At 68.4% G+C, this 26,998-nt stretch carries 27 protein-coding genes and 2 pseudogenes; 20 read left to right on the top strand and 9 right to left on the bottom strand.

The window, feature by feature from the left end:
- Window positions 1-11 precede the first annotated feature (11 nt).
- Both ABN034_RS10395 and ABN034_RS10390 read left to right on the top strand, forming a co-directional pair.
- Window positions 12-1,061 (top strand): LacI family DNA-binding transcriptional regulator, encoded by a 1,050-nt coding sequence (locus ABN034_RS10395; RefSeq protein ID WP_349690783.1) that lies wholly within the window; start codon window positions 12-14, stop codon window positions 1,059-1,061.
- 53 nt (window positions 1,062-1,114) lie between these two features.
- A complete protein-coding gene (locus ABN034_RS10390) occupies window positions 1,115-2,005 on the top strand; it encodes a hypothetical protein (RefSeq protein ID WP_349690782.1) in 891 nt (296 codons plus the stop codon).
- A gap of 57 nt (window positions 2,006-2,062) precedes the next feature.
- On the opposite strand, the gene ABN034_RS10385 is transcribed toward ABN034_RS10390, so the two are convergent.
- Together ABN034_RS10385 and ABN034_RS10380 are read right to left on the bottom strand one after the other, a co-directional pair.
- Window positions 2,063-2,965, bottom strand: a complete 903-nt coding sequence (locus tag ABN034_RS10385; protein ID WP_349690781.1) for an aminoglycoside phosphotransferase family protein — start codon at window positions 2,963-2,965, stop codon at window positions 2,063-2,065.
- Window positions 2,962-3,996, bottom strand: a complete 1,035-nt coding sequence (locus ABN034_RS10380) for a phosphotransferase enzyme family protein (RefSeq protein WP_349690780.1) — start codon at window positions 3,994-3,996, stop codon at window positions 2,962-2,964. The genes ABN034_RS10385 and ABN034_RS10380 overlap by 4 nt, the downstream gene beginning before the upstream one ends.
- 485 nt (window positions 3,997-4,481) lie before the next feature.
- Between ABN034_RS10380 and ABN034_RS10375 the strand changes: the two genes are divergently transcribed.
- The 6 genes from ABN034_RS10375 (at window position 4,482) to ABN034_RS10350 (ending at window position 9,387) form a co-directional block, all read left to right on the top strand.
- Window positions 4,482-4,772, top strand: a complete 291-nt coding sequence (locus ABN034_RS10375; protein ID WP_349690779.1) for a type VII secretion target — start codon at window positions 4,482-4,484, stop codon at window positions 4,770-4,772.
- Window positions 4,773-4,788: 16 nt separating this feature from the next.
- Entirely contained in the window at window positions 4,789-6,495 is a 1,707-nt protein-coding gene (locus ABN034_RS10370) for an alpha/beta hydrolase (protein ID WP_349690778.1), read from the top strand.
- The gene (locus tag ABN034_RS10365; RefSeq protein WP_349690777.1) at window positions 6,492-6,998 is read left to right on the top strand and encodes an LppA family lipoprotein; all 507 of its coding nucleotides are present in this window, start codon (window positions 6,492-6,494) and stop codon (window positions 6,996-6,998) included. Before ABN034_RS10370 ends, ABN034_RS10365 begins: the two co-directional genes overlap by 4 nt.
- Window positions 6,999-7,003: 5 nt before the next feature.
- Window positions 7,004-8,053, top strand: a complete 1,050-nt coding sequence (locus tag ABN034_RS10360; RefSeq protein ID WP_349690776.1) for an endonuclease/exonuclease/phosphatase family protein — start codon at window positions 7,004-7,006, stop codon at window positions 8,051-8,053.
- On the top strand, window positions 8,050-8,898 hold the full coding sequence (locus ABN034_RS10355) for a hypothetical protein (protein ID WP_349690775.1): 849 nt from the start codon (window positions 8,050-8,052) through the stop codon (window positions 8,896-8,898). The genes ABN034_RS10360 and ABN034_RS10355 overlap by 4 nt, the downstream gene beginning before the upstream one ends.
- A gap of 75 nt (window positions 8,899-8,973) precedes the next feature.
- Window positions 8,974-9,387, top strand: a complete 414-nt coding sequence (locus ABN034_RS10350; protein ID WP_349690774.1) for a cupin domain-containing protein — start codon at window positions 8,974-8,976, stop codon at window positions 9,385-9,387.
- A 37-nt stretch (window positions 9,388-9,424) separates the two neighbouring features.
- Here ABN034_RS10350 and ABN034_RS10345 read toward each other — a convergent pair whose 3' ends face one another.
- From ABN034_RS10345 to ABN034_RS10335, 3 genes are all read right to left on the bottom strand, one after another.
- Window positions 9,425-10,798, bottom strand: coding sequence for an amidase (locus ABN034_RS10345; protein ID WP_349690773.1), 1,374 nt, complete (start codon window positions 10,796-10,798; stop codon window positions 9,425-9,427).
- Window positions 10,799-10,884: 86 nt separating this feature from the next.
- Window positions 10,885-11,634: a TMEM175 family protein gene (locus ABN034_RS10340; RefSeq protein ID WP_349690772.1), complete on the bottom strand. Its 750-nt coding sequence runs from the start codon at window positions 11,632-11,634 to the stop codon at window positions 10,885-10,887.
- Window positions 11,635-11,639: 5 nt separating this feature from the next.
- Window positions 11,640-12,968, bottom strand: coding sequence for a CocE/NonD family hydrolase (locus tag ABN034_RS10335; RefSeq protein ID WP_349690771.1), 1,329 nt, complete (start codon window positions 12,966-12,968; stop codon window positions 11,640-11,642).
- Window positions 12,969-13,306: 338 nt separating this feature from the next.
- On the opposite strand from ABN034_RS10335, the gene ABN034_RS10330 reads away from it, so the two are divergent.
- Entirely contained in the window at window positions 13,307-14,254 is a 948-nt protein-coding gene (locus tag ABN034_RS10330) for a hypothetical protein (protein ID WP_349690770.1), read from the top strand.
- A gap of 214 nt (window positions 14,255-14,468) precedes the next feature.
- Complete coding sequence (locus ABN034_RS10325) at window positions 14,469-15,353, top strand: peptidoglycan-binding protein (protein ID WP_349690769.1); 885 nt, start codon at window positions 14,469-14,471, stop codon at window positions 15,351-15,353.
- A 31-nt stretch (window positions 15,354-15,384) separates the two neighbouring features.
- Here the strand turns inward: ABN034_RS10325 and ABN034_RS10320 are convergent, their stop codons facing one another.
- On the bottom strand, window positions 15,385-15,903 hold the full coding sequence (locus ABN034_RS10320) for a DinB family protein (RefSeq protein ID WP_349690768.1): 519 nt from the start codon (window positions 15,901-15,903) through the stop codon (window positions 15,385-15,387).
- Window positions 15,904-16,090: 187 nt separating this feature from the next.
- On the opposite strand from ABN034_RS10320, the gene ABN034_RS10315 reads away from it, so the two are divergent.
- From ABN034_RS10315 to ABN034_RS10295, 5 genes are all read left to right on the top strand, one after another.
- Complete coding sequence (locus ABN034_RS10315; RefSeq protein ID WP_349690767.1) at window positions 16,091-16,453, top strand: GNAT family N-acetyltransferase; 363 nt, start codon at window positions 16,091-16,093, stop codon at window positions 16,451-16,453.
- 63 nt (window positions 16,454-16,516) lie between these two features.
- The gene (locus ABN034_RS10310; protein ID WP_349690766.1) at window positions 16,517-17,122 is read left to right on the top strand and encodes a winged helix-turn-helix domain-containing protein; all 606 of its coding nucleotides are present in this window, start codon (window positions 16,517-16,519) and stop codon (window positions 17,120-17,122) included.
- Window positions 17,119-17,583 carry a HEPN domain-containing protein gene (locus ABN034_RS10305; protein ID WP_349690765.1) on the top strand — a complete coding sequence of 155 codons (465 nt, stop codon included), beginning with the start codon at window positions 17,119-17,121 and terminating at the stop codon, window positions 17,581-17,583. Before ABN034_RS10310 ends, ABN034_RS10305 begins: the two co-directional genes overlap by 4 nt.
- Before the next feature lie 249 nt (window positions 17,584-17,832).
- The gene (locus ABN034_RS10300; protein ID WP_349690764.1) at window positions 17,833-18,363 is read left to right on the top strand and encodes a pyridoxamine 5'-phosphate oxidase family protein; all 531 of its coding nucleotides are present in this window, start codon (window positions 17,833-17,835) and stop codon (window positions 18,361-18,363) included.
- 23 nt (window positions 18,364-18,386) lie between these two features.
- Complete coding sequence (locus ABN034_RS10295) at window positions 18,387-19,286, top strand: phosphotransferase (protein ID WP_349690763.1); 900 nt, start codon at window positions 18,387-18,389, stop codon at window positions 19,284-19,286.
- A 239-nt stretch (window positions 19,287-19,525) separates the two neighbouring features.
- Here the strand turns inward: ABN034_RS10295 and ABN034_RS10290 are convergent.
- Window positions 19,526-20,100 (bottom strand): annotated as a pseudogene (locus ABN034_RS10290) (IS701 family transposase); the annotation flags it as partial.
- Between ABN034_RS10290 and ABN034_RS10285 the strand changes: the two are divergent.
- A complete protein-coding gene (locus ABN034_RS10285) occupies window positions 20,084-20,332 on the top strand; it encodes a DUF488 family protein (protein WP_349690762.1) in 249 nt (82 codons plus the stop codon). The pseudogene ABN034_RS10290 and the gene ABN034_RS10285 sit on opposite strands and share 17 nt — an antisense overlap.
- Before the next feature lie 688 nt (window positions 20,333-21,020).
- On the opposite strand, the gene ABN034_RS10280 is transcribed toward ABN034_RS10285, so the two are convergent.
- Window positions 21,021-21,836, bottom strand: coding sequence for an LLM class flavin-dependent oxidoreductase (locus tag ABN034_RS10280; protein ID WP_349690761.1), 816 nt, complete (start codon window positions 21,834-21,836; stop codon window positions 21,021-21,023).
- 47 nt (window positions 21,837-21,883) lie between these two features.
- Between ABN034_RS10280 and ABN034_RS10275 the strand changes: the two genes are divergently transcribed.
- The 3 genes from ABN034_RS10275 (at window position 21,884) to ABN034_RS10265 (ending at window position 25,416) form a co-directional block, all read left to right on the top strand.
- Window positions 21,884-22,387: a GNAT family N-acetyltransferase gene (locus ABN034_RS10275; RefSeq protein ID WP_349690760.1), complete on the top strand. Its 504-nt coding sequence runs from the start codon at window positions 21,884-21,886 to the stop codon at window positions 22,385-22,387.
- A gap of 567 nt (window positions 22,388-22,954) precedes the next feature.
- Window positions 22,955-23,500, top strand: a complete 546-nt coding sequence (locus tag ABN034_RS10270) for a dihydrofolate reductase family protein (RefSeq protein WP_349690759.1) — start codon at window positions 22,955-22,957, stop codon at window positions 23,498-23,500.
- Between the two features lie 359 nt (window positions 23,501-23,859).
- A complete protein-coding gene (locus ABN034_RS10265; RefSeq protein WP_349690758.1) occupies window positions 23,860-25,416 on the top strand; it encodes a carboxylesterase/lipase family protein in 1,557 nt (518 codons plus the stop codon).
- Between the two features lie 237 nt (window positions 25,417-25,653).
- On the opposite strand, the pseudogene ABN034_RS10260 reads toward ABN034_RS10265, so the two are convergent.
- Window positions 25,654-25,791: pseudogene (locus ABN034_RS10260) on the bottom strand (IS701 family transposase); the annotation flags it as partial.
- 169 nt (window positions 25,792-25,960) lie between these two features.
- On the opposite strand from ABN034_RS10260, the gene ABN034_RS10255 reads away from it, so the two are divergent.
- On the top strand, window positions 25,961-26,989 hold the full coding sequence (locus ABN034_RS10255; RefSeq protein WP_349690757.1) for a phosphotransferase enzyme family protein: 1,029 nt from the start codon (window positions 25,961-25,963) through the stop codon (window positions 26,987-26,989).
- Window positions 26,990-26,998: the final 9 nt, after the last annotated feature.

Genomic DNA, 26,998 nt, shown 5'->3' with positions numbered 1-26,998 from the left:
AGGCTGTCGGCGTGACACCCCCGGCCGGCGTCAGGCGCCCGACCCTCAGCCAGGTCGCCGCGCGGGCCGGTGTCTCTGTCATGACTGCCTCGTACACCTACAGTCAGCCGGGCCGCGTCTCCGCCGAGGCAAGGTCCAGGGTGCTCGCCGCGGCGGCAGAACTCGGCTATCCCGGTCCGGATCCGCGCGCCCGATCGCTGCGCCGCGGCAGTACGCACACGCTCGGGGTCATCCTCGGCGAGCACCTGAGCTACGCCTTCGAGGATCCTCAGGCCGCGTCGTTCCTGGCCGGCATCGCAGACGTCTGCGCGGATCGCGCGTACGGCATGACCATCCTGCCGATCACCGGCGCTGCCGATGACGGCCAGCGGATCCGGGCGGCGACCGTCGACGGCTTCATCCTCTGGACTACCTCCGACGACGACCCTGCGCTCACGACTGTGGCGTCGCTGGGGCGGCCGGCGGTCGTCCATGGCGGGCCGGTGGTCGACGGCCTGGGACTTGTGACGATCGACAACGAGGCCGCGGCGTACGCGGTGGGACGGATCACCTTCTCCGGCGCCAGGCGTCCACTGGTCATGAGCTTCCCGCTGGACCGCGCCAGGGTCAGCTCAGTGGTGACGGGCCCCGACACGGCATACGTCCGGTTCCCCGTGACCCGGGACCGGCTGACCGGATTCCAGCGGGCTGCGGAGGAACACGGCCGGCCGTGGCGCGACGTCGTCGTCGCCGTGTGCGCGCACAATGCGGCAGACGAGGCGGAGCGGATCACCGCACGCCTACTGGCCAGGGCCGACCCGCCGGACGCCATCGCCGCCATGAGCGACGAACTGGCCGCGGGCGTCGTCCGAGCGATTCGTACGACCCATGGCAAGGTTCCCGACGACGTCGCGGTCAGCGGGTGGGACGACGCGGCGATCGCCGCCGACCTCGGACTCACGACGGTGGCGCAGTCGCTCCGCGACCAGGGTGCGCAGTGTGCGCGCGCCGTCCTGGGTCTGGAGCCCTCGCCTGCGCCGGCACCGTGGACGGTCGTGGTCCGAGAGAGTACGCGCCGCTGACGCGGCACAAACCGGATCGCACGTCCCGGATCCGGCTCGGTAGGGTCGCACGAATGTTCCCTCGTGCGATTGACAACCCACCGGGCGTCTACCTCGAACAGCTCGGCGGAGTCTTCGCCCGTTTCGGCGCCAACACCCAAGGCTCCGGCAACATCTCCTACGGCGTCGACGCGGACGGCCAGCGACTCTTCGTCAAGACCGCGGGAGATCCGACCGACACGGCCCCATATCTGGACTTTGATGCCCGCGTGAGGCTGCTCCGCAACGCCGCCCGGCTCGCCGAGATGATCCACCATCCGCTCCTCCCCACCTTCCATGGGCTGATCGAGTCGCCCGTCGGACCTCTGCTGGCCTACGAATGGCGGGACGGCGACCACCTCGGCACTCCGCGAGATCGACGGAATGATCCCACGACTGCGTTCCAGCGGTTTCGCTCATTGCCCGCAGAGGAGATCCTGGTTGCTCTCGATGGGTTGTTCGATCTGCACGAGCGGCTGGACGCCGCCGGCTGGATCCAGGGAGACTTCTACGACGGCGGACTGCTCTACCACTTCGACCGCCGGCAGCTGACCGTGATTGACCTGGACTGCTATCGGCCCGGGCCCTTCCGCAACGACATGGGACGGATGTTCGGCTCGGACCGGTTCATGGCGCCTGAAGAGTTCTCGCTCGGCGCGCCGATCGACGGCCGCACGACGGCCTACGTGATGGCCCGCACCGTGCTTGTCTTCCTTGCCGACGGCACCCTTGACCGACGTGCCTTCCGCGCTCCGGATGCGCTGTACGCCGTCGTGCAGGAGGCCGTGACGACGCGGTTCCCCAGCTACGGCGCTTTCCATCGGAGGTGGCTCGCTGCCAGAGGCGATGCTGCCCAGAGTGCCGAAGATCCAGACCCGGCGACGGCACCACCAGTCCCCTCCAGCGCGAGCGTGGATGATCACTAGCGGCTCCCTCCGGCGCACAACGGAAGGTGCCACCCGTACGCACGAATGAACTGGTTGCTATCGAGCCAGGAATTCGGCGGTCTGCTCGAGCAGGTGGATTGCCCAGGCCGGGTCGCCGACCCTCCGGCTGTGGTGGGCGCCGATCGCCGTACGAGCCTGGACCCATCGGGTCACTCGTTCGCGATCGACCTCGGCCGCATCAGAGAAGATTGCCAGCCGGCGCCGCAGCTCAGCCTCCAGGTCGTCGGCTTCGCGCAGGCTGTCGACGCCGCGGACGAGCACAGTGAGTGCGTCGAAGGCCAAGTCGCCGACGTATCCCTTGGGGTCGACCACCAGCCATGGCTCGCGCTCGGCGCGCACGACGTTTCCGAAGTGCAGGTCACCGTGGACCATGGTGTCGGGCTGGTTGCGGCCGAGGTCTCGGAGGGTGGCGAGTGCAGCAGCCAGCGCACGCTGCGACAGGGGATGGCCCAGACTGTCGGCGTCCTTGCGGAGCGTCTCTTCCCACTCCTCGACCTGATCGGAGAGCCGGGGCAGGCTGGGTGGGGCTTGAACGGCCAGTCGTCGGGCGAGGTGTCCTGCCACCGCGATTGCCTGGTCGACGTCGCCGAGGTCGTCAAGAGTCTGCCAATCGGCCTGTTCCAGGAGCATGGCGAAGTTGGCGTCGTCGCGTTCGTACAGGCGTACGGCGCCACGTCCACCCCAGGTGGCGAAGGCATGTGGCTCGTACACGTTGCCCGGATGAGGGAAGGAGACCTTCACCACTGCAGGTGAACCATCGTGACGACGGACAGCCAGGATGATCCCGACTCCGCCGCCGACGATCCGCTCGGTGGGTGTGCAACGCCACCGCTGCAGGATCTCATCCACCAAGCGGGGCAGGGATTGCACCCACGCATGCGCGGACTCGCCCTCACGCTCGACAATCCCGCGGGCAAAGCTCGTGGGGATGTCGATCACCCCGACAGAATAACTGCGATCAGCCGTGCCCAGCGCTCAAGGGCTGTGACGTCCGCGGCCAACGAGGCGATCAGTTCCGGGGCGAGTCGTCTCCGGAGCTCGATGTCGTCGCCAGGTTGCGGGCGGAGGCTGCCCTCGACATTGCGCAACAGCCAGTCGAGGTCGAACTCCGCGGCCATCGCCCAGGCGTCCGGAGCCTCGGCGTCACCGCCGGCCAGTCGGTACGCCGCCACGAACTCCGCCACCAACCGCTCCTGCTCAGCGACAGCTGGCTCCACGCCGGCGAATGACGATGCGGCCACGACGAGCTCGACACCCGGGAGGACCGGTCCGGCGTAGTCCCAGTCGGTGAGGGCGACCCGGCCATCCGGGCGTACGACGGCATTCTTGGGGTCGAGGTCGCGGTGACTCCGCCGCATCGGCAGGCGCGCCGCACGGACCTGGTCCACCCGGCCGGCCATCTCCTCGACGAGGGGCGTACACGCGGCCAGCTCGGCGGCCCACGGTGCCGTCGCGGATCTCGCCCACTCGATCGCCCGCTGCCACCGTTCGAGGTCAACCCCGCGCAGACCGGACGTGTCACCACCAGGGAGCCCCAGCGCGTGGACCCTGCCCAGCGAGCGCCCGACATCGCGGACCAGATCGACCGACGGTGCGACGTCCGAACACGGCGTACCGTCCACCCACGCATGGACACGGACAAGCCTCGGGGCACCAGTGCCAGGTTCGGCGAGTTCCAGCAGCCAGCTACCGGTATCCGGATCGGGCTCAGGCTCCGGCATCGGAACCTGGCCGGTGTCGAAGACGATCCGTTCGACCTCCATGCCGTTCCGCAGAGCGGCACGTTGCTCAGGACCGAGCTCACGAGGGAAGAACTTGACCGCGTACGCACCTGAGGTCGTGCGCACGCGCAGCACGTCGTTGGACCAGGCCTCCCGCACCGGTTCAGCCGCGGTCGCGCCGAGGTGGCTGCCGAGGCCGAACGCGGCCACCACGTTGTCCACGACGCGGGTGAGATCGGGAGTCCGCACAGCACGGGAAACTACGGCATGGTGGCGATCAGTGGAAGGTGGCGCGGCGGCGGTCTTGCCGCTGCGACCCGCTCCCACGCCTCCAGGTGGAGGCGCCTCAGTCCAGCTCTGATGAGGCTTCTCGGTGCTTACGGGAGCCGTAAACTACGCCAGGCCCGGTGGCGAGTGCCTCCTCCTCGCAGGGGCGACACCGCCTTCCGGACTGGACGTTGAGCAGTATCGGTTCCACAACTCGGCCGCACCTGAGGCATTCGCACGTCCACCGCTTCCCAGCCCCTGGGTAAGGAGTCAGGGGGCGTAAGTCTGACGCCATCATCACAGCTGTGGCATCCGATTCGGAGAGACGTCCCACGGCCAGCATGCTAACGGCTGGAATGCCGGCACCGGTTCTCGACGCGTTTCAGCACGAGTACAGCACGGCTACAGGTCGGCTCAGGACCATGGGACGCCAAGGCGACGAGGGCGGCTCGGGAAGGTGGCGTTCGGTGACGTACCAGACGCAGATCGGTGCCTTACGCGATGCCGCCGAAGCGGCCGAATCGGCCGGCGAACAAGTCACCGCCGTGGGGCTCGCCGACGCCATCGACGACGCGGCCACCGGCGTGCCGGGGGGTCGGAGCGTCGCCGCCCTCGGGGCGTTGGGCAAGGCGTGGACCGACGAGATCGCCTGGTGGGTGGGACAGGCCGCCGGTTACGCGAAGGCACTGCGGTCCGCCGCCGACAACTACGAGACGCACGAGGACGCGGCCGCACGCGATCTCTCCGCTTACCGCTGAGTGGGGGTGAACAGCGATGGTCACCTACGGAGACGTACGAAAGTGGCGGCCGAAGCCACTCGACGACGCCGAACGCGCGCTCAAGCGCAAGTCCGACCGGCTGCTCGGCCTTTCCGACGAGTACTCCGACATGGGTACGCCGGCCAGGTGGATCGGCGACGCGGCGAGAGCCGCCCAGGAGACGCGCAAGCACATCACGAACCGGATGGAATGGCTCGTCGCGGGTGTGTCCGCGACCAGGACGGCGTTGGCGAAGGCGGCGGATGCCATCGGCGGTTTGCGGAGTGGTGTCGAAGAGGCCGAAACCCTTGCCCACAAGCATGGTTTCGCGATCGGCGGCGATGGCGCGATCGCCGATGTCGCACTGCCGCAGAACGTGCCCGCCGACCAACGAGATGAGGTCCAGCGCGAACGCGAACGGATCTGGTTCGAGCTACAGGACCGCGTGGAGCAGATCCTGCGCCGAGCGAGCGACATCGACAACGACCTGGCCACCGTCCTTCACAAGGTCGCGACCGGCCAGATCGGTGACGGCGGCGCGACGAACCTCGCGGCCGCCGCGGCGGCCGGAGCGAAGCTGGGCTGGCTCTCGACCGTGGAACCCCCGCCTGGCAAGGGATCTCCGGGCGACAACGCCGGCTGGTGGGACACCCTGTCCGCGGACGAGAAGAACTGGATCATCGCGAATCGGCCGGACTGGATCGGGAACCGCGACGGCATCCCGTTCACCGCCCGCGACCAGGCCAACCGCAGGACGCTCGCCTGGGAGAAACAGCGGCTGCTGGCGGAGCGGAACCGGCTTTCGCAGTACGCGAGAACCCAGCACGCCAGAGGCGGCAGCGCCACCGACGTCGAAGCCAGGCTCCGGTTCCTCGACGAGAAGCTCCAGTCGATCAAGGCGATCGAGGGCGCGCTCGCGAAGCCGGGCGAGCGCCAGTTGCTGCTCTTGGACACGTCGTCCGAACGCGCGGAGGCGGCCGTCGCCAACGGGAACGTGGACAAGGCTGATCACGTTGCCGTCTTCACGCCTGGGCTGACGTCCAATGTCGGCGACAGTCTCGGCCAGTACGACGCCAACATGGCACAGCTCAAGTACCGCACCGAAGGCGAGCTCGGGCGTTACGGAGACGGCGGTTCGGTGGCGACCGTGAGCTGGATCGGCTACCAGGCGCCACAGATCGGTGAGACGATCGGTGACCCCAACTCGGTGGTGACGCAGGGCGCGGCCGAACGCGGTGCCGCCAAGCTGGCGCCTTTCCTGCAGGGCATCGACACCGCGCGTGACTCCGACGCGCACGTCACCGCGATCGGTCATTCGTACGGCTCGACGACGACGGGTCTCGCCCTGCGGCAGAACACCGGGGTCGACGAGGCGGTCTTCCTCGGCTCGCCCGGAGTGGGGACCAGCAATGTGGACGATCTCAAGGTGCCTGACGGGCATGCCACCTACATCGAGGCGAAGAGCGACCCGGTGGGTGACCTCGGTCGTTTCGGTAAGGATCCCACTCATCTGCCGGGGATGGGTCAGGGTTCTTCGGCGGAGGCGAACCTGCCCGACGGGCGGCACCTGTCCGGCGTCACGGGGCACACCAGCTACCTCGAGGACGGGAGTACCAGCCAGTACAACACGAGTGTGATCGTCGGTGGGATGCCCGAGCGGATGGTTCGAGGTGACAATCGCGGGCTGGGGGACCACCCCGAGCTCTGGGGCATGCGACAGTGAACGTCCCCGGCGGCCAGGCGGCACTTGCCGAGTTGCAGAAGCGCCCTGACATCGAGGACGTCGAAGTCGGCTACCTTGACCTGCTCACGGCCCTGCGGACGAGCCTTGTCGATAAGGTGGGCGTCCGCCCCTGGGTGAACCGCATTCAGCTCGCGAACGTTTCCGGCGGTGTGGGGGAGTACGCAACACTGGGAGAGGACGCGGAAGTCCGTCGGTACCACGCGGGTGTCTCGCCGGGCGCCATCGGCGACACCGACTGGCCTGGTGCGCGCTCATTGGTTGCCGGGGTGGTGCGTCGACGTGGGTTCGGTGCGCCGACGGTCGTCGTCGAACGTCCTGGCGACCACGAGGTGTCGTTCGTGGACACGTACGGCGCGGAACTGCTGTTCGGGACCGCCGTCAACACGACGCTGGGCCTCAGCACCGGGTGTCATCTCACGAGGCGTGCTCATCAGCGGAGCGTGCCGGGCAGCGGGTCGGTTGTCCCGGGTGGGTCGCCGTGACGAGGATGGGCGTTCAGGCGGCCGACGCCCCCGTCCTGCCCGACGGCGCGCCGACGGAGGCCACGGCGCAGGTGGAGCCTGAGCACAGTTCACCCGCACCGACGAGGATCACCCGCCGACTCGTTGCACTGGTGGGCTGCGGACTCGCCCTGGCCGCCAGTGCGGCTCTGACGGCCGCACGGCTCCTTGGACTCGATGCGGGGACTGCCGTTGCCCTGCCCATGGCCGGCCTGCCGTACGTCGCCGCCGGTACGGCGATCGTCGCCCTTGTTCTGCTCGGGGTGAAGGCTCGCTGCCTGGCCCTGGTGGCAGCCGTCCTGCTGGGGGTGGAACTCGCCATGGTTCTTCCGCGGTTCGTTCCGGACGCGAGGGATGTTCCGGCGACGGCGCCGAGGCTGCGGGTGGCGACGAGCAACGCCTACCTGGGCAGGATTGACGAGGCGGCGCTGGTCGACCTCGTGCGTACGGCCCGGCTGGACGTCCTCGCCGTGCAGGAGATGACGCCGGACAGCGCCCATGCCCTCGACGGCGCGGGTCTGCGGGAACTGATGCCGTACCGCATCGTGCGACCCGAAGCCGACACGGCGCTCTACTCTCGTCGGCCGCTGATCGACGCGCGAGTCCTCGACCGGCCCACCACCTGGCCCCAGGTGACGGCCGGGATCGACGTCGGCGGTCACGTCGTACGCCTCGTGGCGGTGCACACGTTCTATCCGGCCGGCGATCCGCGCCGCTGGGACCTCGACCTGCGGGCGTTGCGGGATGAGGCGACCGAGACCGGTGCGGACGCGGTGCTGCTCGGCGACTTCAACGCGACCCTCGACCACGCGCCGATGCGGTCGCTCCTGGACGACGGCCTGGTCGACAGTCACGCGGAGCTCGGTCGCGGCTGGGCGCCAACCTGGCCGGCAGGGAGGCCGACGCTGCCACCACTGATCCAGCTCGACCATGTGCTGCACGGCGACGGACTGGCCGCCGTCTCGGTGGCGGAACGCACGATCCAGGGAGCGGACCACCGCACCATCGTCGCTGAACTCGCGGTCGTCGACTCATGACCGCCGCCGATCCGCGCCCGGGCGATGCCGAGGAGACTCCGTACACCTCGCCGCTCACCTATCCAGGGACGACGCCATCCTCATCCGGACTGGTCGTCGGTCCCCGCTACCGCGAGATTCCCTGGGCGGCCGTGGACGCCGAACTCGCCCGGTTGCACGTCGCGCCCCTCGTGCACCGCACGCCCGTGGTCGCGGTCGGATCGAACGCCGCACCCGCGCAGCTCCGCGCCAAGCTCGCCCCTGCCGGGCGCTCCGCACCCGATCCGCTGGTCGTTCCCATGGCGTACGTCGAACTCCACGGCCTCGCCGCGGGTGTCTCCGCGCACGTGAGCCGGCCGGGCTACGTACCTGCCACGCCCGTACCCACCGATGGCGGGATGGGGCACGCCTTCGTGGTGTGGTTGGATCCCGTCCAGCTCGCCGCCGTGGACCGTACCGAGCCCAGCTATGACCGCGTCCGCCTGCCTGAAGCGTTCGGTGTCCTGGAGGCGGACGGCGGCGCGCCGTTCGACGGGTGTGATGTCTACGTCAGCCGCCACGGTTGCCTGCTCGATGCGTACGGACGTCCCCGCAGGTTGGTGGCGCAGCGGGCGTTGCTGCGGGCCCTGCTCGACGAGTCGGAGCAGTTGCGTGGCATCGCCGGCGAGTGTCCCGAGTCGTGGGTCACCGCGATGCGGGATAGGCAGGCACGCGCAGGTGCGCAGGCGATCTGGCGGAGCGAGGGTCGCGTGCGAGAATCCAGCGGAGCGTTGACAACGCCGCGCCGAAGCCGTAGAAACAAGGCGCCCCCGGGTAACCGTCTGACGGTACGCCCGGGGGACCAATCTCCCTCGCCGCTCAGCTGAGCTGTCGCGTGCCGAAGCGTCGCCCACCGAGCGTCGCAGGCTGTCGAGACCGTTGTCGTCGAAAGAGGGGCTCGCGTGCGGATCCGGCCAGACGAACTGACCACCATGACGTTCGACTGGGGCTCGATCAAGTGGTTCGTGACGCCGCAGCGCATCGATGGCGCAGCGTCGAGTCTCGGCGAGGTGATCGTCAACCCCGGCCGTGGACACGCCCGGCACAACCATCCCGACGCCGAAGAAGTCATCTACGTCATCTCCGGCGAGGCGTTGCAGATGGTCCACGACGAGGAACCGTTCGTGATCCGGGAGGGTGACGCGGTCCACGTGCCGACCGCGGCCTACCACTCGACGCTGAACACGAGCTGGCGCCCACTCCGGCTGATCGTGACGTACGTACCAGGCGGTGAGGAGCAGGCCCTGACCGGCGCACCCGACTTCGGACTCGTCGAGCCGGGGGTCGCGCCGCAGTGGGACCGGTCGACCTCCTGACTCTGGCACTGGGGCCGTCCCGGTAGCCGTGTGAGCTTCACGCCATGCCGGCGGCCGGCTGCCACCCTCCGGTCGCCGCCTCGACGGCGGCCGCCGCCCGGAGCGCCACGTCGTCGCGGAGCGGCCCGGCGATCAGTTGGACGCCGATCGGGAGTCCGCCGCGCGAGGTTCCGGCGCGAACGACGGCGGCCGGCCAGCCGAGCAGGCTCGACGGTGCCGTGTAGGTGAACTCCGGAACCCCTTGCTCGCGGCGGTCCCCGCCACCCCCGCCGTTCCCATCGGCGCCGCCTCCTCGCCGCGGCGCCGGGGATGCCTCGACCGGGCAGAGGATCAGGTCGTACGCCCGCATGAACGCCCCTGCCGTCCGTTGGTAGTCCTGCCACCGGTCGAGGAGCCCGAAGTAGTCCCGCAGAGTCCCGTCGCCACCGCACCTGCGCCAGTAGTCGAGCGTGATGTCCCACGCCAGGTCGAGCTCGGGTGGCACGACCTCGGTCAGCTGGGCTCCGGCGTCGGCGAGGACGTCGGCGGCCCGGCGTACCGTCGCGACGGTCTCCGCCGTCGCCGGGACGAGGCCGTTGTCGGCGTGGACGGCGACCCGCAGGCTTGCCAGCTCGACGGCACGCCAGTCGCCGAGCGGTACCGGCAGTGTCGTCGGATCGTGCCAGTCGGCGCCGCTGATGATCGACAGGGCCAGCCCGACGTCGGCCACGGTGCGGGCGAGGGGACCGGCGACGGTGCGGGGGTCATACATCCCGTCGGCGTCCGTGGCGCGGGGCACACGGCCGTTCGAAGGGCGGATCGTCGCCACCCCGCAGAAGTGCGCCGGCTGGCGCAGGCTGCCGCCGGAGTCGCTGCCCATGCCAAGTGGGGACACGCCCGCCGCGACGAGGGCCGCCTCACCTCCGCTGCTGCCTCCCGGCGTACAGCTGAGGTCGTACGGATTGTGTGTCACGCCCCAGTGGGCCTCGCGGTCGGTCCACAGGGTGGCCTTCGTGACCCCCACGAGGATCCCGCCGGCGGCCCGCAGCCGCGCGACGGCCGTGGAGTCCCGGTCGGCCGTGGCGTCCCGGGCGGGCGCGACGTCTCGATCGGCGGTCGGCCGGTCGGGGCGCGGTGGCATTCCGGGAGCGGCCCGCAGCTGGGCGGTCTCCGGCGACACGGCGTAGACGTCCTTCACGGTGAACGGGACGCCGTGCAGCGGTCCGGTCACCTCGCGACGCGCGGTCGCGCGGTCGGCCTCCAGCGCCTGTGCGACGGCGGAGTCGGCGATCTCGATCACGGCGTTGAGCGACGGATTGCGCCGCTCGATGCGCGCCAGGTGCGCGGTCACGAGGTCGTACGACGAGAGCGCGCCGCCGCGGATCAGCTCAGCGAGCCTGGTGACGGAGCCGTGGTGGAGGTCGCTGGTCAAGGCCTATCTTCTCTGGGCTTCGGGGGCGCGAACCGTGTCGACGGCCGCGACGCGGCGGCTCATGCAACCAGGCGCCTGGGGTTGGGTCAACCAGAAATCGACGGGCCGTTCCCTGGCCGGTCCTGCCTCGTCCGGTCCTGACTCGCCCGGTTCTGACTCGCCCGGTCGTGTCGGCGCAGGAGGAGTACGGCGATGACGCTGAGCAGGGGTACGGCCAGCCAGACGTACGGCGCCAGGGCAGGCGCACTCAGGGCCACCGGAATCGAGGCGAGGAACACGATGACGACGATCAGCTGCATGACGAGCGGCCGGAGTCTGGCGGTCCCGGTGATCGGCGCGTGCGCGGGCCCGGCCTCCCGGGTCAGGTGGAGCCACATCAGGACCAGGACGGAGGCCAGGGCGGCGATCACGATCGCGTACAGCGTCGGACCGACCGGCTTCGTCACGTAGTCCTCCAGCACGGAGGTCGGGAACGGGATCAGCGACACCATGGCGATGAACGCGAAGTTGAGCCAGAGCAGGGGCGCGTCGATCCGGGCGGCGTGCCGCATCACCATGTGATGGTGCCGCCAGAACAGACCGATCACCACGACGCTCAGCGCGAACGCCCAGAGATCAGGCACGGTGCGGTACAACTCGTCCCGGAGCGGGCCGTCGTCGAGCCCGGGTGTGATCCTGATGTCGAGCAGGATGATGGTCATCGCGATCGCCACGACCGCATCGACGATCGCGAAGACCCGATCCACCGGCAGGACGACACCTGTCCCCTCGAGGTGGAGCGGCGCGCCGATCCCTCCCGGGGCGACGGCCGACCGCTCCTCCCGGTCCTCACCCATGCCGGCTATTGGCGCGGCACCGTGCGGGGGAAGAGCGTGCGGTCGAAGAACGTCGTGACCTCCTCCTCCCACGGCGCCGCGTGCAGGTCGTACGCCTGCGACGGGGGAGTGTCAGGAAGCTCCCACACGACCACGTTGGTGCGCGAGCCCTGCTGGTAGACGCGACTCGCGTCGATGCTGCCCTGCTCGCCGATCAACATGACCCAACGCGGAGCGGTGCTCCTGATCGCTCCCTGCAGGCTCCGCGGCGGCAGGGCCTGACGCAGCAACGCGGTTCCGGCGTAGCTGACCATCTCGTTGAAACCCTGGGCCCAGCCCGCCGGACCGAAGGGCAGGGTGACGGTATCCACCGGAGTCCTGCGGCCGGGCCCTTCGGCGACGACGGCACTGACGCGATCGTCCGACGCCGCCTCGGTGAGGGCCGCCTCACCGCCCCTGCCGAGGCCGAACAACCCGATCTTCGCCGGGTCCACGTCGTCACGCGACCACAGGAACGTCACCGCGGCGGCGACGTCGCGTTCCCGTCCCCAGCCCAGCGTCATCGCGTCGCCCTCACTGTCCCCGTGGCCGCGCGCGTCGAAGAGCAGGACGCCGTAACCCATGCGGGCGAGGGCAACGGCATGGACGAGCACGCTCGACCGGGTGCCGCCACTGTCGTGCATGAGCACCACGGCCGCATGGTTGCGGGAGGGTACGTACCAGCCCCGCAGGACGAGCCCGTCGTTGGTCAGGAGTTCTATGTCGTCATAGGCGAGTCCGCGGTCGGCGGGTGTCGTCAGCCCCAACATGGTCGGCGGCGGGTTGACCCCGGCCACGGTCGTTACCAGCGGCGTCATCACGAACAACAGGCTCAACGGGATGCAGGCGAACACCAGCAGGCGCGCGCGGAACGGCATCGTCCGCAGCAGCGTGATCAGCCCGAGGACGAGCAGGGTGAGTCCCACCAGCAAGGCACACAGGCCGGCGGCGGAACGGAGAGACAGTCCGTCCTCCACGGCGTGCGGGATGCCGATCCCTCCGCCGAGCACGGTTCCGGCCGTACCGAACGCGATCGCCATGCTGGCCCGTGGCCGAAGGTCCGCCCAGCGGTCGGCGAGCACTGCCCAACCGGTGACACCGAGCGCGCAGAGGACCCGGCTGACGCCGCCGACCATCGAACCGCCCGGTGCGAGGATGATCGCGAACGTGACGCCGAGCAGGATGAAACCCTGGGGAAGGAGCGTCAGAGGCCGGCTCCGCCCGCGACGCGGCCGTGGTGGACGGCTGCCGAACCTCAGCCGGAGCCCGCGTACCCGCCGCTTCCTTGCCGGACGTTCGGGCGCCACCACCACCACGGCCGACCTCCTCGAGCAACAGGGGCTTTCTGTCGCACAGCTCTCGTTCGCCAGAAGGAGAGAGGCACCCACCGGCGTCGGCGCTGTGCCGGTCGCGGCCTCGCCGATGGGTGCCATCACTACGATGCGGCCCGGCACCGCCTGGTCCTAGGGCCGAAAGATGCGGTGGGGAGCCGGATGGTCCCTGCTCGTGAAGGCCCAGGGTCACGCGTTGTCATCCGTTGCGGGTAAAGAGGTTTGAGTCAAGTAAGCTCTGGCCGGTGTCGACGTCGAGAGGCCGTACGCACAGGGCCATCCGCGAGGCTGCACGACAGGCAGCCGTGCGGACCCTTTCCGCAGTGCCGGTCGGCCGATGGTTCGAGCCACGGGCGGAGGGTCAACCGTTACGCAACGTCGTCGTGGTCACCGGCCCGCACCGCTCGGGCACGACGATCATGGGCCGGCTGCTCCTCCACGCACCGCACACCTTCCTGGTCCACGAGCCGCTGAACCTCGACTGGGGGCTCGTCGGAGTTCCCCACCGCTTTCCGTACCTCACCCCGTCCGACACCGCTCATCCGGCGGCCCAGGTCCTGCGGCGGTTCCTGCGGACGGGCGAGGGCCAGTGGCTCGGTCACGGCAAGCCGCTCCCCGCCAACCACCAGCGCATGCGGACGAACCGGGACAACATCCGGACCCTGCGTCCGTTCGGGTTCACGGTGATCGTGAAGGATCCGTTCCTCCTGCTCGCGCTCGGGTGGGCCAACCATGCGCTCACCATGAACCCGATCGTGGTGACGCTCCGGCACCCCTGTGCCTGGGTCGCCAGCCTGCAACGACGGTCGATGCACCCGCGCGCGGCGCTGGAGTCGTTCCGGGCGCAGGAGGGGTTCGGCGATCCGGTCGTCACCGAGATCCTCGCGCGGCGCGCCTGGGAGGAGGCCGACCTCGTACCCGCCGGCGCCGCCACCTGGGCCTGTCTGGTCCGCATGCTCAACGTGCAACTCGACGCGGGAGCGAGGGCGGAGGTCGTCCGGATGGAGGACTTCGCGGTCGATCCGTACTCCGTCCTGCTCCAGACCTATCGCCGCTGCGGGCTCGGCGTACCCCGGAATCTGGAGCGGATCGTGGAGGAGTACACCGGCGCCCACAACGTCGTCACACCCGACCAGCCAGTGCTGCATGTGCTGCGGCGCAACAGCTCCGCACTGGTCAACGCGTGGCGCACGCGCCTGACCGAAGATGACCAGAAGGTGATCCGGGAGATCACCGAACCCGTCGCCGCCCGGTGGTACGACACCTGGTGAGCGCGGTCCGGCCGGGTCGGTCGGCGGTGTGGCGGAACACGTACCTGGCGGATGTCCCAGATCGCTGGGATCAGAACTGGATCACTGCCGCGAACGCCCCTAGGCTCTGCGGCGGTGCATGACAGGGCGTGCATCGCGACACGGCAGGGCCGATGGCTGGGCCACACGGCATGGCCTTGCTGGGCCACACGGCTGGGCACACGGGAGGGGTCTCATGGCACGGCGTGTCCCGTTGGAGACAGACCTTGGCGATGTCCGTGCACACACGAAGGCGGTGTTCGAGGAGTTCGCCGCGAGGTACGAAATCTACTTCGCCTGGGGTATCGGCGCCTCCGGTGACCACAAGGCCGGCAAGGCACTCGACCTGATGGCCTACTCCCGCGGCGGCGGTCCGGACAACCCGGGACCGATTCGTACGGGCTGGAACGAGACCGTCGCGGAGTACGCCTGGGCCAACCACAAGCGACTCGGCATCGACTACGTCATCTACGATCAGCTGATCCAGTCGAACAACCCGGACGGCTACGCCTATGGCGGCTGGCACGACTACCCGGGTGAGTCGCACGCCAACCACGTGCACATCTCGTTCGAGGAGAAGCCGCCGGCCTACCGGCCACCAGGACCGTCGCCGTACATCGCCTTCCCCGGTGCCGCGCACTTCCGGATCGGTCGCAGGAGCAACACCATCGGCCGGATGAACATGCGGCTGGCGGCGACGGGACACGACGCGCCCGAGACCCGCGAGTTCACGACGGCGAGCAGGTCGGCGTACGCGCACTACCAACGCAGCCTCGGCTACACCGGCGACGACGCCGACGGGATCCCCGGCGAAACGTCGTGGGCGACGCTACGGGTCCGCAAGAACGGGCCACTTCCACCCGGGTCCACAGCTGAACTGGAGGACGCAGTCATGGCAGGTCTTCCCGCCCAACAGGTGCAGGTCGAAGGAGAGTCCGCGATCTTCGCCGTCACCTTCGCAGGCGCGGTCCACATCAAGAACCAGACGCACCTGGAGTTCCTCGTCGCGCAAGGGTGGGTGACCGAGGACCGAAAGACGATCAGCAGGGCCCAACTCGCCGCACTGCGCGAAGACGAGTAACGACACCACGCGAAGGGGCCTGGCCGTGCTGTCAGGCCCCGACTGTCCCGTCGATACCCTCGCGCAGGAAGTCGGCGTGGCCGTTGTGGCGGGCGTACTCATGAATCAGGTGCAGCATCACCAGTCGCAGCGACACATCCTCGCCCCACTTGGCCTGATGGCCGGTCACGTCGAGCGACTCCGCCTCGGCCTCGATCCTTCGGGAGTGGACGACTTCGGCCTGCCAGGCGTCGAACGCCTCCGACCTGGTGGCCTTCGAAGCGTCGTACGCCACCTGGAAATCTCCCTCGGGCGACCACACGAGGGGGATGTCCTCACCGGCGATCACCCGGCGGAACCACGCACGCTCCACCTCGGCCATGTGGCGCACCAGACCGAGCAGGGAAAGCGTCGAGGGCGGCATCGACTGGCGGCGCAGGTCCTCGTCGGACAGGCCGTCGCACTTCATCGCAAGGGTCGAGCGGTGAAAGTCGAGGTAGGCACGCAGCATCTCGCGTTCGCCCGCGATCAAGGGCGGCGCGACGCGTTCGGTGATGACCGCTGGGTCCATGGCTGGAGCATGACAGTTCCGGTCGCCGGGACAGGGATCGGGTTCAGCCCGGCGCGTTCCCTCGCGAGTCGGCCTGACGCTCAGATAACCATTTGCGCCGGGTCGGTTGGTGCCCGAACCTGTGGCGATGTCGGCAGCTGGACCTGGGACCGCGATCATGCCGTTCGAGTCAGGGCATGCTTCGGGCGTGTCCGCCCTGGCCGAGGCCGAGGGGTGGCCGACATTCTCCGATCCTGACCGGGTGCTGCGGCTCTCCGCCGCGCCCGGGGTCTTCTCCAGGGTCGCGGTCCGGGACGGGCGCGTGGTGGGTGCGGCACACCTGCTGAGCGACCGTCACCATGCGTACCTGACCTTCCTGGTGGTCGCCATCGACCACCGCAGGGGAGGCGTGGGACGGCGGCTGATCGGTGAGCTGTTCAAGGCCAGCGGGGCCGAGCGGATAGACCTGTTGTCGACACCGGAGGCCAACGCGTTCTACAAGAGCCTGCCGAACAGTGCGCTCGCCGGCTTCCGGCTCCATCCGGGGCAAAGCGGCTCGTTCGACGCGTAGCGGGACGACGGATTGGCGTGTCGCCACTGGACGTTCCCGTTAGATGGGTTATATCTTCCAGTTATGCGTAGCGAAGCGCCGGCACTGCTGCCGATCTTCCGATCGCGGGCCCAGGCCGATCTGCTGACCCTGCTACTGCTGCACCCGGAGCGGGACTACACGGTCACCGAGGTGGCCAGCCGGCTGGGAGTACCCCTGACGACGCTGCACCGTGAGGCGCAACGCCTGGTGGACGCGGATCTGCTGGTCGGACGGACGGTGGGCCGGTCAAGGCTGCTCCGCGCCAACACCGGCCATCGGGCGTTCGGGCCGTTGTCGCAGCTCCTGACCGTGACGTTCGGGCCGCACACCGTGGTGGCCGACGAGTTCGCCGGGCTTGAGCGGGTGGACCTCGTGTTGATCTACGGTTCGTGGGCCCGGCGGTACGACGGTGAGACTGGGCCGATGCCCCAGGACCTGGACGTGCTCGTGGTGGGTCGCCCGGACCGCGCGACCGTCTACGAGGCGGCAGAGAGGGCGGAGCAGCGGCTGGGATTCGCGGTGAACCCGACCATCAGATCCGTTCAGCGGTGGCGGGATGCCGGTGACGCGCTGGTCGAGCAGGTCAAGTCCAGCCCGACCGTGACCGTGATCGACCGCGACCAACCCGCTGAGAGGGGAGAGCCATGAGCAGGTGGCGGGCAGGAGAGGCCGAGATCGAACGGTTCCTTGCCGAAGCCGGACTGCAGGACGTCAGCGGCGCACAGGCCGATGGGGGCGCATGGCTCACCCGCGCGCGTCGTACTGTGCAGACCGCCGCCTCGCTGGTCGACAACGATCCCGAAAGCGCCTACGTCCTCGCCTACGACGCCGCGCGCTACGGATGCACCGCCCTGCTCGCGCAGCAGGGCCTGCGTCCGACCACCGCCGGCGGACATCTGGTGGTCGAGCGGGCGGTCCGCGCGCAGTTCGGTGATCCGTTCAAGGCGTACGGCATGCTACGGCGTCGTCGCAACGAACTGGAGTACCCGAGCCATCCCGGGGACAGAGCCGACAAGGAGGAGGCCGACGGGGCCGTGACCGCAGCACGAGGGATCATCGACGCGGTCGAGCGACTTCTTCCGCATCTGGGCTTCTTCACGGCCCACTGAGTTCGCCTGCGTGCCACTCCGTCGTCAGGCAGTCTCCCCAGCTCCTCATTGGTGGCTACGCGTTGCTGGGCATCGTCCCAGCCCGAGATCCTCTCCACGTACGCACGGAACGTCGATCGCCGGTCGCGAAGATGAAGTCCCGATCATCAGGGCCGGCAGAACGCGTCCGGACGCCGGCGAACCTCATCTGCCGAGCCTACGCGTCGATGGAGAGAACGCCCTGTCGGTGGAGAGGTGTAGCCAGGACCGATGAACTGGTCTGAGCTGACAGAGAGTCAACCCGCGCTCGCCACTGTTGCGTACGAGAAACTGATCAAGCCCGGTGTGCTCCTGGTGGGCACGACCCGGCGCGACGGTACGGCACGCATCAGTGGCGTCGAACCGCTGGTCATGGATGGCGACCTGTACCTGTCGATGATGCGGACGTCCACCAAGGCACACGACCTGCAGCGCGATTCGCGGATCCTGCTCCACAGCGTGGTGACCGGCCCAGAGCCGACGGCCGAGATCAAGGTGCGCGGCTCGGCACGCCGCGAGAACGACCGTGCCGTGCATGAGCGCTATGCCGCCGCGGTCGCCAGCCAGATCGGGTGGCAACCCGTGGTGGGCGAGTTCACGCTTGTCGCGGTGGGCATCGACGAGGTGAGCTATGTCAGCTATGACGCGGACAATGGTGCCCAGCACGTCGCCCGGTGGCCGGCGGGCGTCGAGTACGTGCGAGCGGCGACGACTCCGACCAGCCTCGGACCTCCAGAGCCTGTCGAGCGACTACTTCGTTGACGGCACGACGCGGGAGGCGTCCAATGTCCGTGGAGATTCCGGCGTCCGTGCTCGTCAACCTGACGGGGCGAGACGCCTGCAGCGTCGTCAACCTCACCACCCATCCGATGCACGGCGGTACCGGCGCGGCGACCGCAGCGGTCGCACGGCTGACCATCCAGACTCGCGAGCGCGACGGCCGCCGACTCGACGAGCTCAGGGTCATCCGCAAGACGTTCCGTCCCTTGAGTTCGGGTAGGCACTGTCATGGTGCTCGCGAGCCGTCCCATTGGACCTACTGGAAGCGGGAGATCAAGGCCTACGGCTCGGGTGTGTTGCCGGCCGGCCCCGGCCTGCGCGCCCCGCAGTGCTACGGGGTGTCCGGGTCGACGATCTACCTCGAGGATGTGGGCGACACTCCCGCGGACGTGCATACGGCAGCTCGTCAGCTCGGCACGTGGCAGGCCCTCGCCGAGCCGCCGAACGTGGCATGGCTGAGCGGGCACCAGTTGGCCCAGCGGATCGAAGCATCCGATCTCGACTGGTCGAACGTCCATTCAGACAGCAGGGCGAAGTTCTTGTGGGACGCACGTCACGACCTCCTCGCCGAGCTGGCGGAGGTTTCTCCGGTTCTGTCTCATGGCGACTTTCATCAGGCGAACCTGAGGGAGTCCGGCTCGGATACGGCGACGCTCGACTGGGGGACTCTCGGGCTCGCGCCCGTAGGGGCCGACCTTGCCCATCTGGCGCTGAGCACGCAGCGGGATCTCCTGGCCGAGTATCTCTCCGGTCTCGGCGGGACGTTTCCCGCGCACGTGGTCGTCCGCGCTTACCGCATCACCTTGGCGCTCGTCGGCTCGAGCCGCGTCCACTGGATGCTCAACGAAGGGATCGACGTACCGGATGGATACGTCGACTTTCTCTGGGACAACCGCCCGCGGTGAAACCCCCACGCCAGCCGTCGCGGCTGACCTAATACTGCCACGGCACTTGTGGGAGTGGATGTCCTCGTCGTTGGTAGTGGCTTTCGCGGGCTTGGTGTTGGCGTCGTCGTCGCCAGTGGGACCATCCCCAGATGTGATCGGGTTCGGGGGCGTGTCGCAAGATCAGATTGACGAGGAGTCGGCGGATCTCCGGTAGCGTGTAATTGATCATGTTTTGTTCGGCTGGGCTGGTTTCCCCTTTATGGTAAGGGCTTCGTGACGGCCAGCCAGGTGAGATCGAGCATCGAGAGGGTGATGTGGGCGTACCATGCGCGAAAACTGCGGGCCCGGCAGTGGTCCGGTCCGGCCTCGTTCTTGGCCTGTTGGAAGCATTCCTCGATTCGCCACCGTGATCCGGCGATGCGGGCCAGATCGGCCAGCCTCGCCCGCCGTGGGCCATTGCAGACGTAGTAGGCGATCTCGCGTCGCTGATCGATCGGCGGGCCAGCAGCCAGTGCCCGCGGCCTGCCTGCCAGCCGATCCGGATCGGGACTCGGGCCCAGTCATAGGTGCTAGGCCTGTGCGCGCCCGGCCCGATCGAGAAGCGTCGCCATGCCCGAGCCGGGAGCTGTGCTACGAGTTCGTCGACCCGCCCATCGCCGCCAGCGCCTGTGATGACGGTGTCGGTGCACTTGGTGGCCAGCACATGAGCTGCGTCGTGTTCTTCCAGCCACGCACGTAGGTCCTTGACCTGCCCGTACGCCTCGTCGGCGGTGACCCAGGCGAACGGCACACCCGCGTCGAATGCGCGCTGAAGCATGCCGATGGCCTGCCGCCGTTCCCGGCCTGGGTCACCTACACACCGAACGTTCGGACGTCGCTACCGCAGCGAACCGAAAGATCCGGAACGGGCGGCGGGTCTGGCGCACCCACGAGAGCTTGCCAAGATGCGAACCCTGACGCTGCTCACCGCCACGAAGGAATCCGAGATCAGCGAAGCGTCCGTGCTTGCCCAACTGCTCGGAGCCAGGATCACCAGGCCGGCGCCCCGCGGTAATCACAGCTGACGCGAGGTCAGGTTGCTCGAACGGGAGGCGTAGATGAGTAACGAACCGCGTCCGGCGGGGTATTCGCCAAAAGTCGAGGGCGTCGTGCTATCACAAACGATGCAGACGGCCACACAGCAAAGTGAGCGTACGAGAACCGCGCCGGCAACACGCGCTTGACCTTCCGCCCGAGCTGTCCGAGCAACTTTGACGGCGGCATCGTGGCCACCGTGCCCGGCATCGGATGGCCCGCGGGGAGGTACCTGCTCAAGCCAGGCGACACCGGATGACAAGGTCTCGGCCCGCCTCCCGCACAGGGTGGGTTCGTGGCGCTGATCTTCCCAGAGCCAGGCCACTACCCGTTCCTGTCCGCGCGTGATGGTCGACGCCGAGCGCCGGCGCGCACCGTGTCGGCGAAGTCGGCGTTCACTGATCCAGTAAGCCATGCGACGGCGGTCCGCGGAGATGTGCGTCAGGCATCATGAAGCCGATCAGCGACCTCACACACTGGACCGCGCTGGTCAACCTGGGCGTCGACGACACCAGCACCGCGCCAGACGAGAAGCAGCAGAGCCATGAGTCACCAAGTCCACCTGCCGTACAGGCGTCTACACGTCCCTCGCAGGCGTGGACGCCTGCGCTCGTAGGCTCCCAAGCTCTTTTCGGGTCTGACCGTCGGGTTCGATCCCTCGCGCGCTCAGCGGTGGTGCTAGCCGGCCGGTGGGCCATTGGCGATGCGTTTGAGCAGATCATCCGGCGAGAGTTCCGAGCCGTCCTGGAACCACCAGGTGACGCCGGCTTGTTCGTACTCCTTCGCCGGTGCGGCGGCCGGCGCGGCGGCGTTGTTCGGCGACCAGATCGCAATGTCGCCGTCGGCATGACCGCCGGCTCGGATGAACTCGGCGCGGATCCCGCGGACTTCGGACGGCGTTGGCAGCCGGAAGTCGTCGGTCTTGTCACGCATCTGCGGGAACAAGCCGTTGGCGTTCCGCGCGCCACGCACGGGTGCCTTTCGTGGCCAGAACCCGCTCGTCCACACAGGGACGTCCGTGGGCGGGAATCGGACGCCGGTGGCCTGGTAGTACGTCCCGATGTGCTCGACAGGCTCACCAGACAGCAGCGCGTGGATCAGCGTGGCGCCCTCGTCAAGCCGCGCGGCGAGCTCAGAGCGCTTCGCTGACTCGCCGTGGTTCGTGTAGTCCCACCCGACGCCTGTTCCGAGGCCGAGGATCAGCCGGCCCCCTGACAGAGACTGCAGCGTGCCCGCCTCCAGTGCGAGCTTCGCCGGTCGGCGTCGCGGTAGCGGGACGACCATCGGCCCGAGTTGGATGGTCCCTGTTGCCTGGGCGATCGCGGCGAGCACTACCCACGGGTCGGCGACCGGCGGGTCATACTGGCCCGGACTGATGAGGTCCCACATGAAGTAGCCGTGCCAACCTGCGGACTCGGCGGCGACCGCCAGGTCGCGGAGGACGGCCGGGTCGCCGTACGCACCGAACGACGGGACATAGATTCCATAGCGCATGATCGCCTCCAACTTCCCCGGTTCCTCGGCTATTCCGCCGCTCCGACTTGCTAACCGGATTACCAACAGGAGCGCAGGACGACCATGGACAGCAGCCGACTGGATTGACCGATCGAACCACTGTCCCGCCTCACCCGACAACGAGTACCCGCGAGCAGAGCGACGGGTTCGTCATCGTCATAGAGGCCGGGACTTCCGAGCGCGGGCACGGTATGTGGGCTGTGAAGTTGGCTGAGACGGGTGAGTACATCGGCTGCGCCGGGCTGCTCTACCAGACGTTGGATGCTCACTTCACGCCCGCGATCGAGATCGCGTACCGAATTGCCCGCAGCGCATGGGCCAGGTTATGCGACCGAGGCGGCGAAGGCGGCTCTGGCGTACGCATTCACCAGCGTCGGCATCACCACGATCGGTCGGTGACGGCAGTGTCGAACACGCGGTCGCACGCCGTCATGCGCCGGCTCGGCATGTCGCACGATCCGGCGGACGACTTCGACCACCCGCGGCTTTCCCCCGCCATGCACTGCGCCCGCACGTGTTGTACCGCCTGAGCGTCGACCAGTGGCGTTCGCGCCACCCGACAAGGCAGCCGTGACAACCGCCGCACCTGTGGAAAGCTGGCGTGCCGGGCCCGAGGTGCTAACCCGTACGATGCTGTACGCGTAGACGGGAGGCCGGTCCATGGTGACCACGGCCGACCAGGCGGACGGGACTGATCGCAAACGCGCCGACGCCCGCCGGAACATCGCGGCGATCCTGGACGCGGGCGTCCAACCGGGCAAAGCTTCCTCGACCCGGCTGCCGGCCTTATCTGCCGCTCTTGAAAGGCAGGCGACGTCGTAGATCCCGATGCCCTCCGACGACCGACAGGCGGCAAGATCGCTCGGTGCGCCGACGGACTGTAGCGTCGAGCTTCGACGACGAAACCCGGGCGACCGACGTACCTACGTCGGTCGACGTATTCCCACCGCCGCTTCCAGGCGTACGTCGTGTGCCAGGGGCTGTGAGAACCTCGCCAGGTCGGTCCGCGATGCTCGCGCTCGACGTCGAGCAAGTTCGGATCAACTGAGTACGTCGTCCATCAGCCCGTTTCGGGTGCCCAGAAGGAGTTTCGTCGCATGCGCAAGATCTACGCAGGACTGTTCAGCTCGATCGACGGTGTGGTCGAGGCGCCCGACCAGTGGCAGCCAAGTTTCGACGAGGAGATGGGTGCGGCGTTGGCCCGCATGCTCGACGGACAGGACGCCGTGCTGCTCGGCCGGGCGACGTACTCCGAATGGGCGGAGTACTGGCCGACATCGACCGACGAACCGTTCGCCAGCTTCATCAACAACACCCAGAAGTACGTCGCCTCCACCACTCTCGACTCGGTGGACGAGTGGTCGAACAGCACGCTGATCAAGGGCTCTCTGACCGACTTCATCGCGGACCTGCGCCAGCAGGACGGCGGCACCATCGGCGTAGCAGGCAGCATTGGGCTGGTCCGATCACTGATCGAGCAAGGGCTGCTCGACGAACTCACCCTGATGATCAGCCCGGTCGTCGCCGGCGGGGGTCTCAGGCGGCTTTTCGCCGACGACTCCGCGCTGACGAAGTTCGACCTGCTCGAAGCCCAGCCGACCAGCAGTGGGGCACTGATCGCGACCTATCGCCCCGTCCGGTAGCCGCACAGGATCGGCCACGCCGGTGACAACCGGAGTGGCCGATCAGGGGCTCCACACCATCGTCTGCTGGTGCAGACGACGCCCGTTCGCGCGGAGGCCTGGCACCTGCGGCGCTGGTGGATCCGAAGGCGAACTGCGTTGTCACCGGTGCCTGATCGTCCTGGCCGGCGCGGAATCAAGCACCGGCTCCGCGAGTGGGTCGGTCGCACCTCTCGTTGTGGCTCTTGACGATGAGATCGTCGGGGCATCTCTCGGATGGGATGTACGTACTGTGACGTAGCGGAAGTGGGGACTGTCGACGTACGCGCCTATTGTCCAGGCCGACAAGACTTGCCGGTATGTCGACTCGCGTTCGTGCCATGTCTCTGCTCGCGGTCGCTGTGGTTGCGGCTGCGACTCTTGTCGCTTCGCCGGCTTCGGCCGTCCCACGCCATCCAGGCCCGGGCGTGGTCCGGGTGGAGTCCGGGTGGCTGCGCGGCAGCGTCACCGATGACCACGTGAACTACTCCGCCGTCCCGTACGCCGCGCCCCCTGTCGACGGGCGCAGATGGCGACCGCCGGCACGTCCGCGGGCCTGGTCTGGGGTCCGCGACGCCACGAGGCCGAGTCCGTACTGCCCGCAGGGCGGACCCGAGGGCATGGTGGGTACGGAAAACTGCCTCTATCTCGACGTCACCCTGCCCACGGATGTCCGACCGGGGGAGCGCATTCCAGTCCTGGTATGGCTGCACGGCGGCGGGTTGAACTCCGGCGGTGCGCGGGAGCACGACGGCGCGCGGCTCGCGACCTCGGGCCGCCTGATCGTTGTCACGGTGAACTACCGGCTCGGTGCGCTCGGCTTCCTTGCCTCGCCCGCCCTGGAGCACGGCGAAGGGAACTATGGACTCATGGACCAGGCCGCCGCACTGCGCTGGGTGCGCCGCAACGTTGACAACTTCGGCGGCGATCCGGACAACGTGACGCTGGCAGGCCAGTCTGGCGGCGCCCGAGCTGTGTGTGCCCAGCTTGCCTCGCCGATATCGCGTGGCCTATTCCACCGGGCGATTACGCAGAGCGGTGCCTGCGACAACCGGGTGCCAACCCTGGTCGAGGCCCACGCGTTCGGCGCCCGGGCCGCCGAGGATCTCGGCTGTGACATGGCGGCCGATGTCGCCGCCTGTCTTCGCGAGCGCACCCCGGCCGAGCTCCTCACAACGCTCGCAGGCGTCGGCTGGCAGCTCAACGGTCGGGTGAGCGACCGGCCGTGGAACCCGGTCGCCGGTACATCGGTGCTACCGCAGCAGCCGGGCGACGCGCTGCGCTACGGATCGGCCGCTCGAGTCCCGCTCATGGTTGGCGGCACCCGGGACGAGATGCGGTCGTTCGTCTCAGGTAGAGCGGCCCTGACCGAGCAGGAGTACCGCGCGATGATCACCCAGACATTCGGGGACAGGGCCGGCGTCGTACTCGCGGAGTATCCGCTTACCGACTACGACAACCCGGCGCTCGCCCTGTCGGCGGTGCTCAGCGACTGGGGCGGTGCCATCGGCGCTTGTCCCGTACTGCGCACGGCCGAGGCCGCCGCCGCGCAGCAGCCGGTTTACGCCTACGAGTTTGCCGAGGACAGCGGTCAGGACCGAAACGGGTTCCCGATGGGCTCCTACCATGGCCTGGACCAGCCATACCTGTGGGACCTCGACCCCCTCTGGCCGAACCCGTACCCGGAGCTCTCCGCTGATCAGGATCGGCTGTCGGCGACGATCGTCGACTATTGGTCGGCGTTCGCCGGCACTGGCAACCCGAACGGTCCCAGCCGGCCGCCCTGGCCCGAGTTCGGCACGGCAGGCACCGTGATCGGGATGTCGACCGGTGGCATCGGCCCGACGCCGTACGCCACCGACCACCGCTGCGGTTTCTGGGCCGGACTCCCACACTGACCCCGGCTAGCAACACACCTATCGCGGTTAATCTGCAACGGCACTTGTGGGAGTGGATGTCCTCGTCGTTGGTAGTGGCTTTCGCGGGCTTGGTGTTGGCGTCGTCGTCGCCAGTGGGACCATCCCCAGATGTGATCGGGTTCGGGGGCGTGTCGCAAGATCAGATTGACGAGGAGTCGGCGGATCTCCGGTAGCGGGTAATTGATCATGTTTTGTTCGGCTGGGCTGGTTTCCCCTTTATGGCAAGGGCTTCGTGACGGCCAGCCAGGTGAGAGCGAGCATCGAGAGGGTGATGTGGGCGTACCATGCGCGGAAACTGCGGGCCCGGCAGTGGTCCGGTCCGGCCTCGTTCTTGGCCTGTTGGAAGCACTCCTTGCGTTCGTTGATCTCGGCGACCACTGCTGTCGGCGCCCACGGATTCTCGGACTCTCTGAACTCCAGCCGGTGCCCCTCCACGTCGCCTCCGAACTCGTCTGGGGAGAACTCGTTACGGTAGTGGTGCCCGCCGACGGCACCCATAGTGAGTCGCTCGAAGGGAGGAACCATGGCCGGCCAGCCGTCCCGTGGAACGATGTCCCGCGAGCTGATCGATGCCGTCAGCGCAGCCTACGGTCTGCCACCCGCAGCGGAGCACCGGGAACTCGGGGACTCGTTCAACCTCAACATGCTCGTATCGCATGGGGATGAGCGGCTGGTCGTACGGATGTACCGGCCGTCGATGACCGCTCCACGGTTGGCGGCCGTGCAGAAGGTCCGCCGATTCCTGATCGATGCTGGCATTCCGTTCGCACCTGTCCGGCCGACGATCGATGGCAGCGACTGGTGTGAGTTCGGGGGCCGCCTGATCGAGGCGGACGAATTCGTGCCGTCGGAGATGTACATGGAGTCCCTCGCGCACATCCGCCTGGCGATGCCCGTGCTCGCGCAGATCCACAACCGGCTCGGCCTCGCCAGTGTCAACGAATCGGCTGCCCATGCTCCTGTGGCCAATCACGTCGACGCCGCTCGCCTGGTCGACCTGGTAGGGGCATGGGTGGCCGCGCTGCGCGCCGACGAATTGTCGAACGAGGAATTCCGGTACGCCGAGGTCGCCGAGACGTTGGCGCATCAGGTGCAGAGAGCCGAGGCAGGTCTCGTCGACCTGCTGCCCCGCCAGCTCGTCCACGGTGACTTCTGGGACGACAACGTGAGGTTCACAGGCTCCCGGATCGTCCTCATCACGGACCTGGACTTCATGGGCTACCGGCCCCGGATCGATGACCTTGCATTGACGCTCTTCTATGCCAACGAGCGACTCGGGCGCGACGACACGTCGGTCCGGCGGCGTTGCCAGCTGCGAGAGCTCGTCGATGCCTATGACGAAACGCTCACTGAACCGCTCTCGAGAGCGGAACGCCACGCACTGCCGTACGCCATCGCACGCACCACGCTGTGCTTCACTGACCAACCGGCACACAGCGATGCGACATGCGCGACTGAGCTGATTCGCCGTCGGGGTCCCGCCTGGGTGTGGGCGTCGGCGGCGATCAACGACTCAGGGTGGACGACCGCATTCGCCTTGGGACCGTCATGATTCTCGTCG

The sequence above is a fragment of the Actinopolymorpha sp. B11F2 genome, from assembly GCF_040195635.1.
In the GTDB taxonomy this organism is placed as follows: domain Bacteria; phylum Actinomycetota; class Actinomycetes; order Propionibacteriales; family Actinopolymorphaceae; genus Thermasporomyces.
Note: the sequence above shows the minus strand (reverse complement) of the source record. Positions and strands in the feature narration are given on the sequence as shown.

Coding starts and splice junctions, on each gene's coding strand:
- ABN034_RS10390 (WP_349690782.1), top strand. CDS start 1,115: ATGTTCCCTCGTGCGATTGACAACCCACCGGGCGTCTACCTCGAACAG.
- ABN034_RS10370 (WP_349690778.1), top strand. CDS start 4,789: ATGGTCACCTACGGAGACGTACGAAAGTGGCGGCCGAAGCCACTCGAC.
- ABN034_RS10360 (WP_349690776.1), top strand. CDS start 7,004: ATGGGCGTTCAGGCGGCCGACGCCCCCGTCCTGCCCGACGGCGCGCCG.
- ABN034_RS10355 (WP_349690775.1), top strand. CDS start 8,050: ATGACCGCCGCCGATCCGCGCCCGGGCGATGCCGAGGAGACTCCGTAC.
- ABN034_RS10340 (WP_349690772.1), bottom strand. CDS start 11,634: ATGGGTGAGGACCGGGAGGAGCGGTCGGCCGTCGCCCCGGGAGGGATC.
- ABN034_RS10325 (WP_349690769.1), top strand. CDS start 14,469: ATGGCACGGCGTGTCCCGTTGGAGACAGACCTTGGCGATGTCCGTGCA.
- ABN034_RS10320 (WP_349690768.1), bottom strand. CDS start 15,903: ATGGACCCAGCGGTCATCACCGAACGCGTCGCGCCGCCCTTGATCGCG.
- ABN034_RS10310 (WP_349690766.1), top strand. CDS start 16,517: ATGCGTAGCGAAGCGCCGGCACTGCTGCCGATCTTCCGATCGCGGGCC.
- ABN034_RS10305 (WP_349690765.1), top strand. CDS start 17,119: ATGAGCAGGTGGCGGGCAGGAGAGGCCGAGATCGAACGGTTCCTTGCC.
- ABN034_RS10300 (WP_349690764.1), top strand. CDS start 17,833: ATGAACTGGTCTGAGCTGACAGAGAGTCAACCCGCGCTCGCCACTGTT.
- ABN034_RS10295 (WP_349690763.1), top strand. CDS start 18,387: ATGTCCGTGGAGATTCCGGCGTCCGTGCTCGTCAACCTGACGGGGCGA.
- ABN034_RS10285 (WP_349690762.1), top strand. CDS start 20,084: ATGCCGATGGCCTGCCGCCGTTCCCGGCCTGGGTCACCTACACACCGA.
- ABN034_RS10280 (WP_349690761.1), bottom strand. CDS start 21,836: ATGCGCTATGGAATCTATGTCCCGTCGTTCGGTGCGTACGGCGACCCG.
- ABN034_RS10270 (WP_349690759.1), top strand. CDS start 22,955: ATGCGCAAGATCTACGCAGGACTGTTCAGCTCGATCGACGGTGTGGTC.
- ABN034_RS10265 (WP_349690758.1), top strand. CDS start 23,860: ATGTCTCTGCTCGCGGTCGCTGTGGTTGCGGCTGCGACTCTTGTCGCT.
- ABN034_RS10255 (WP_349690757.1), top strand. CDS start 25,961: ATGGCCGGCCAGCCGTCCCGTGGAACGATGTCCCGCGAGCTGATCGAT.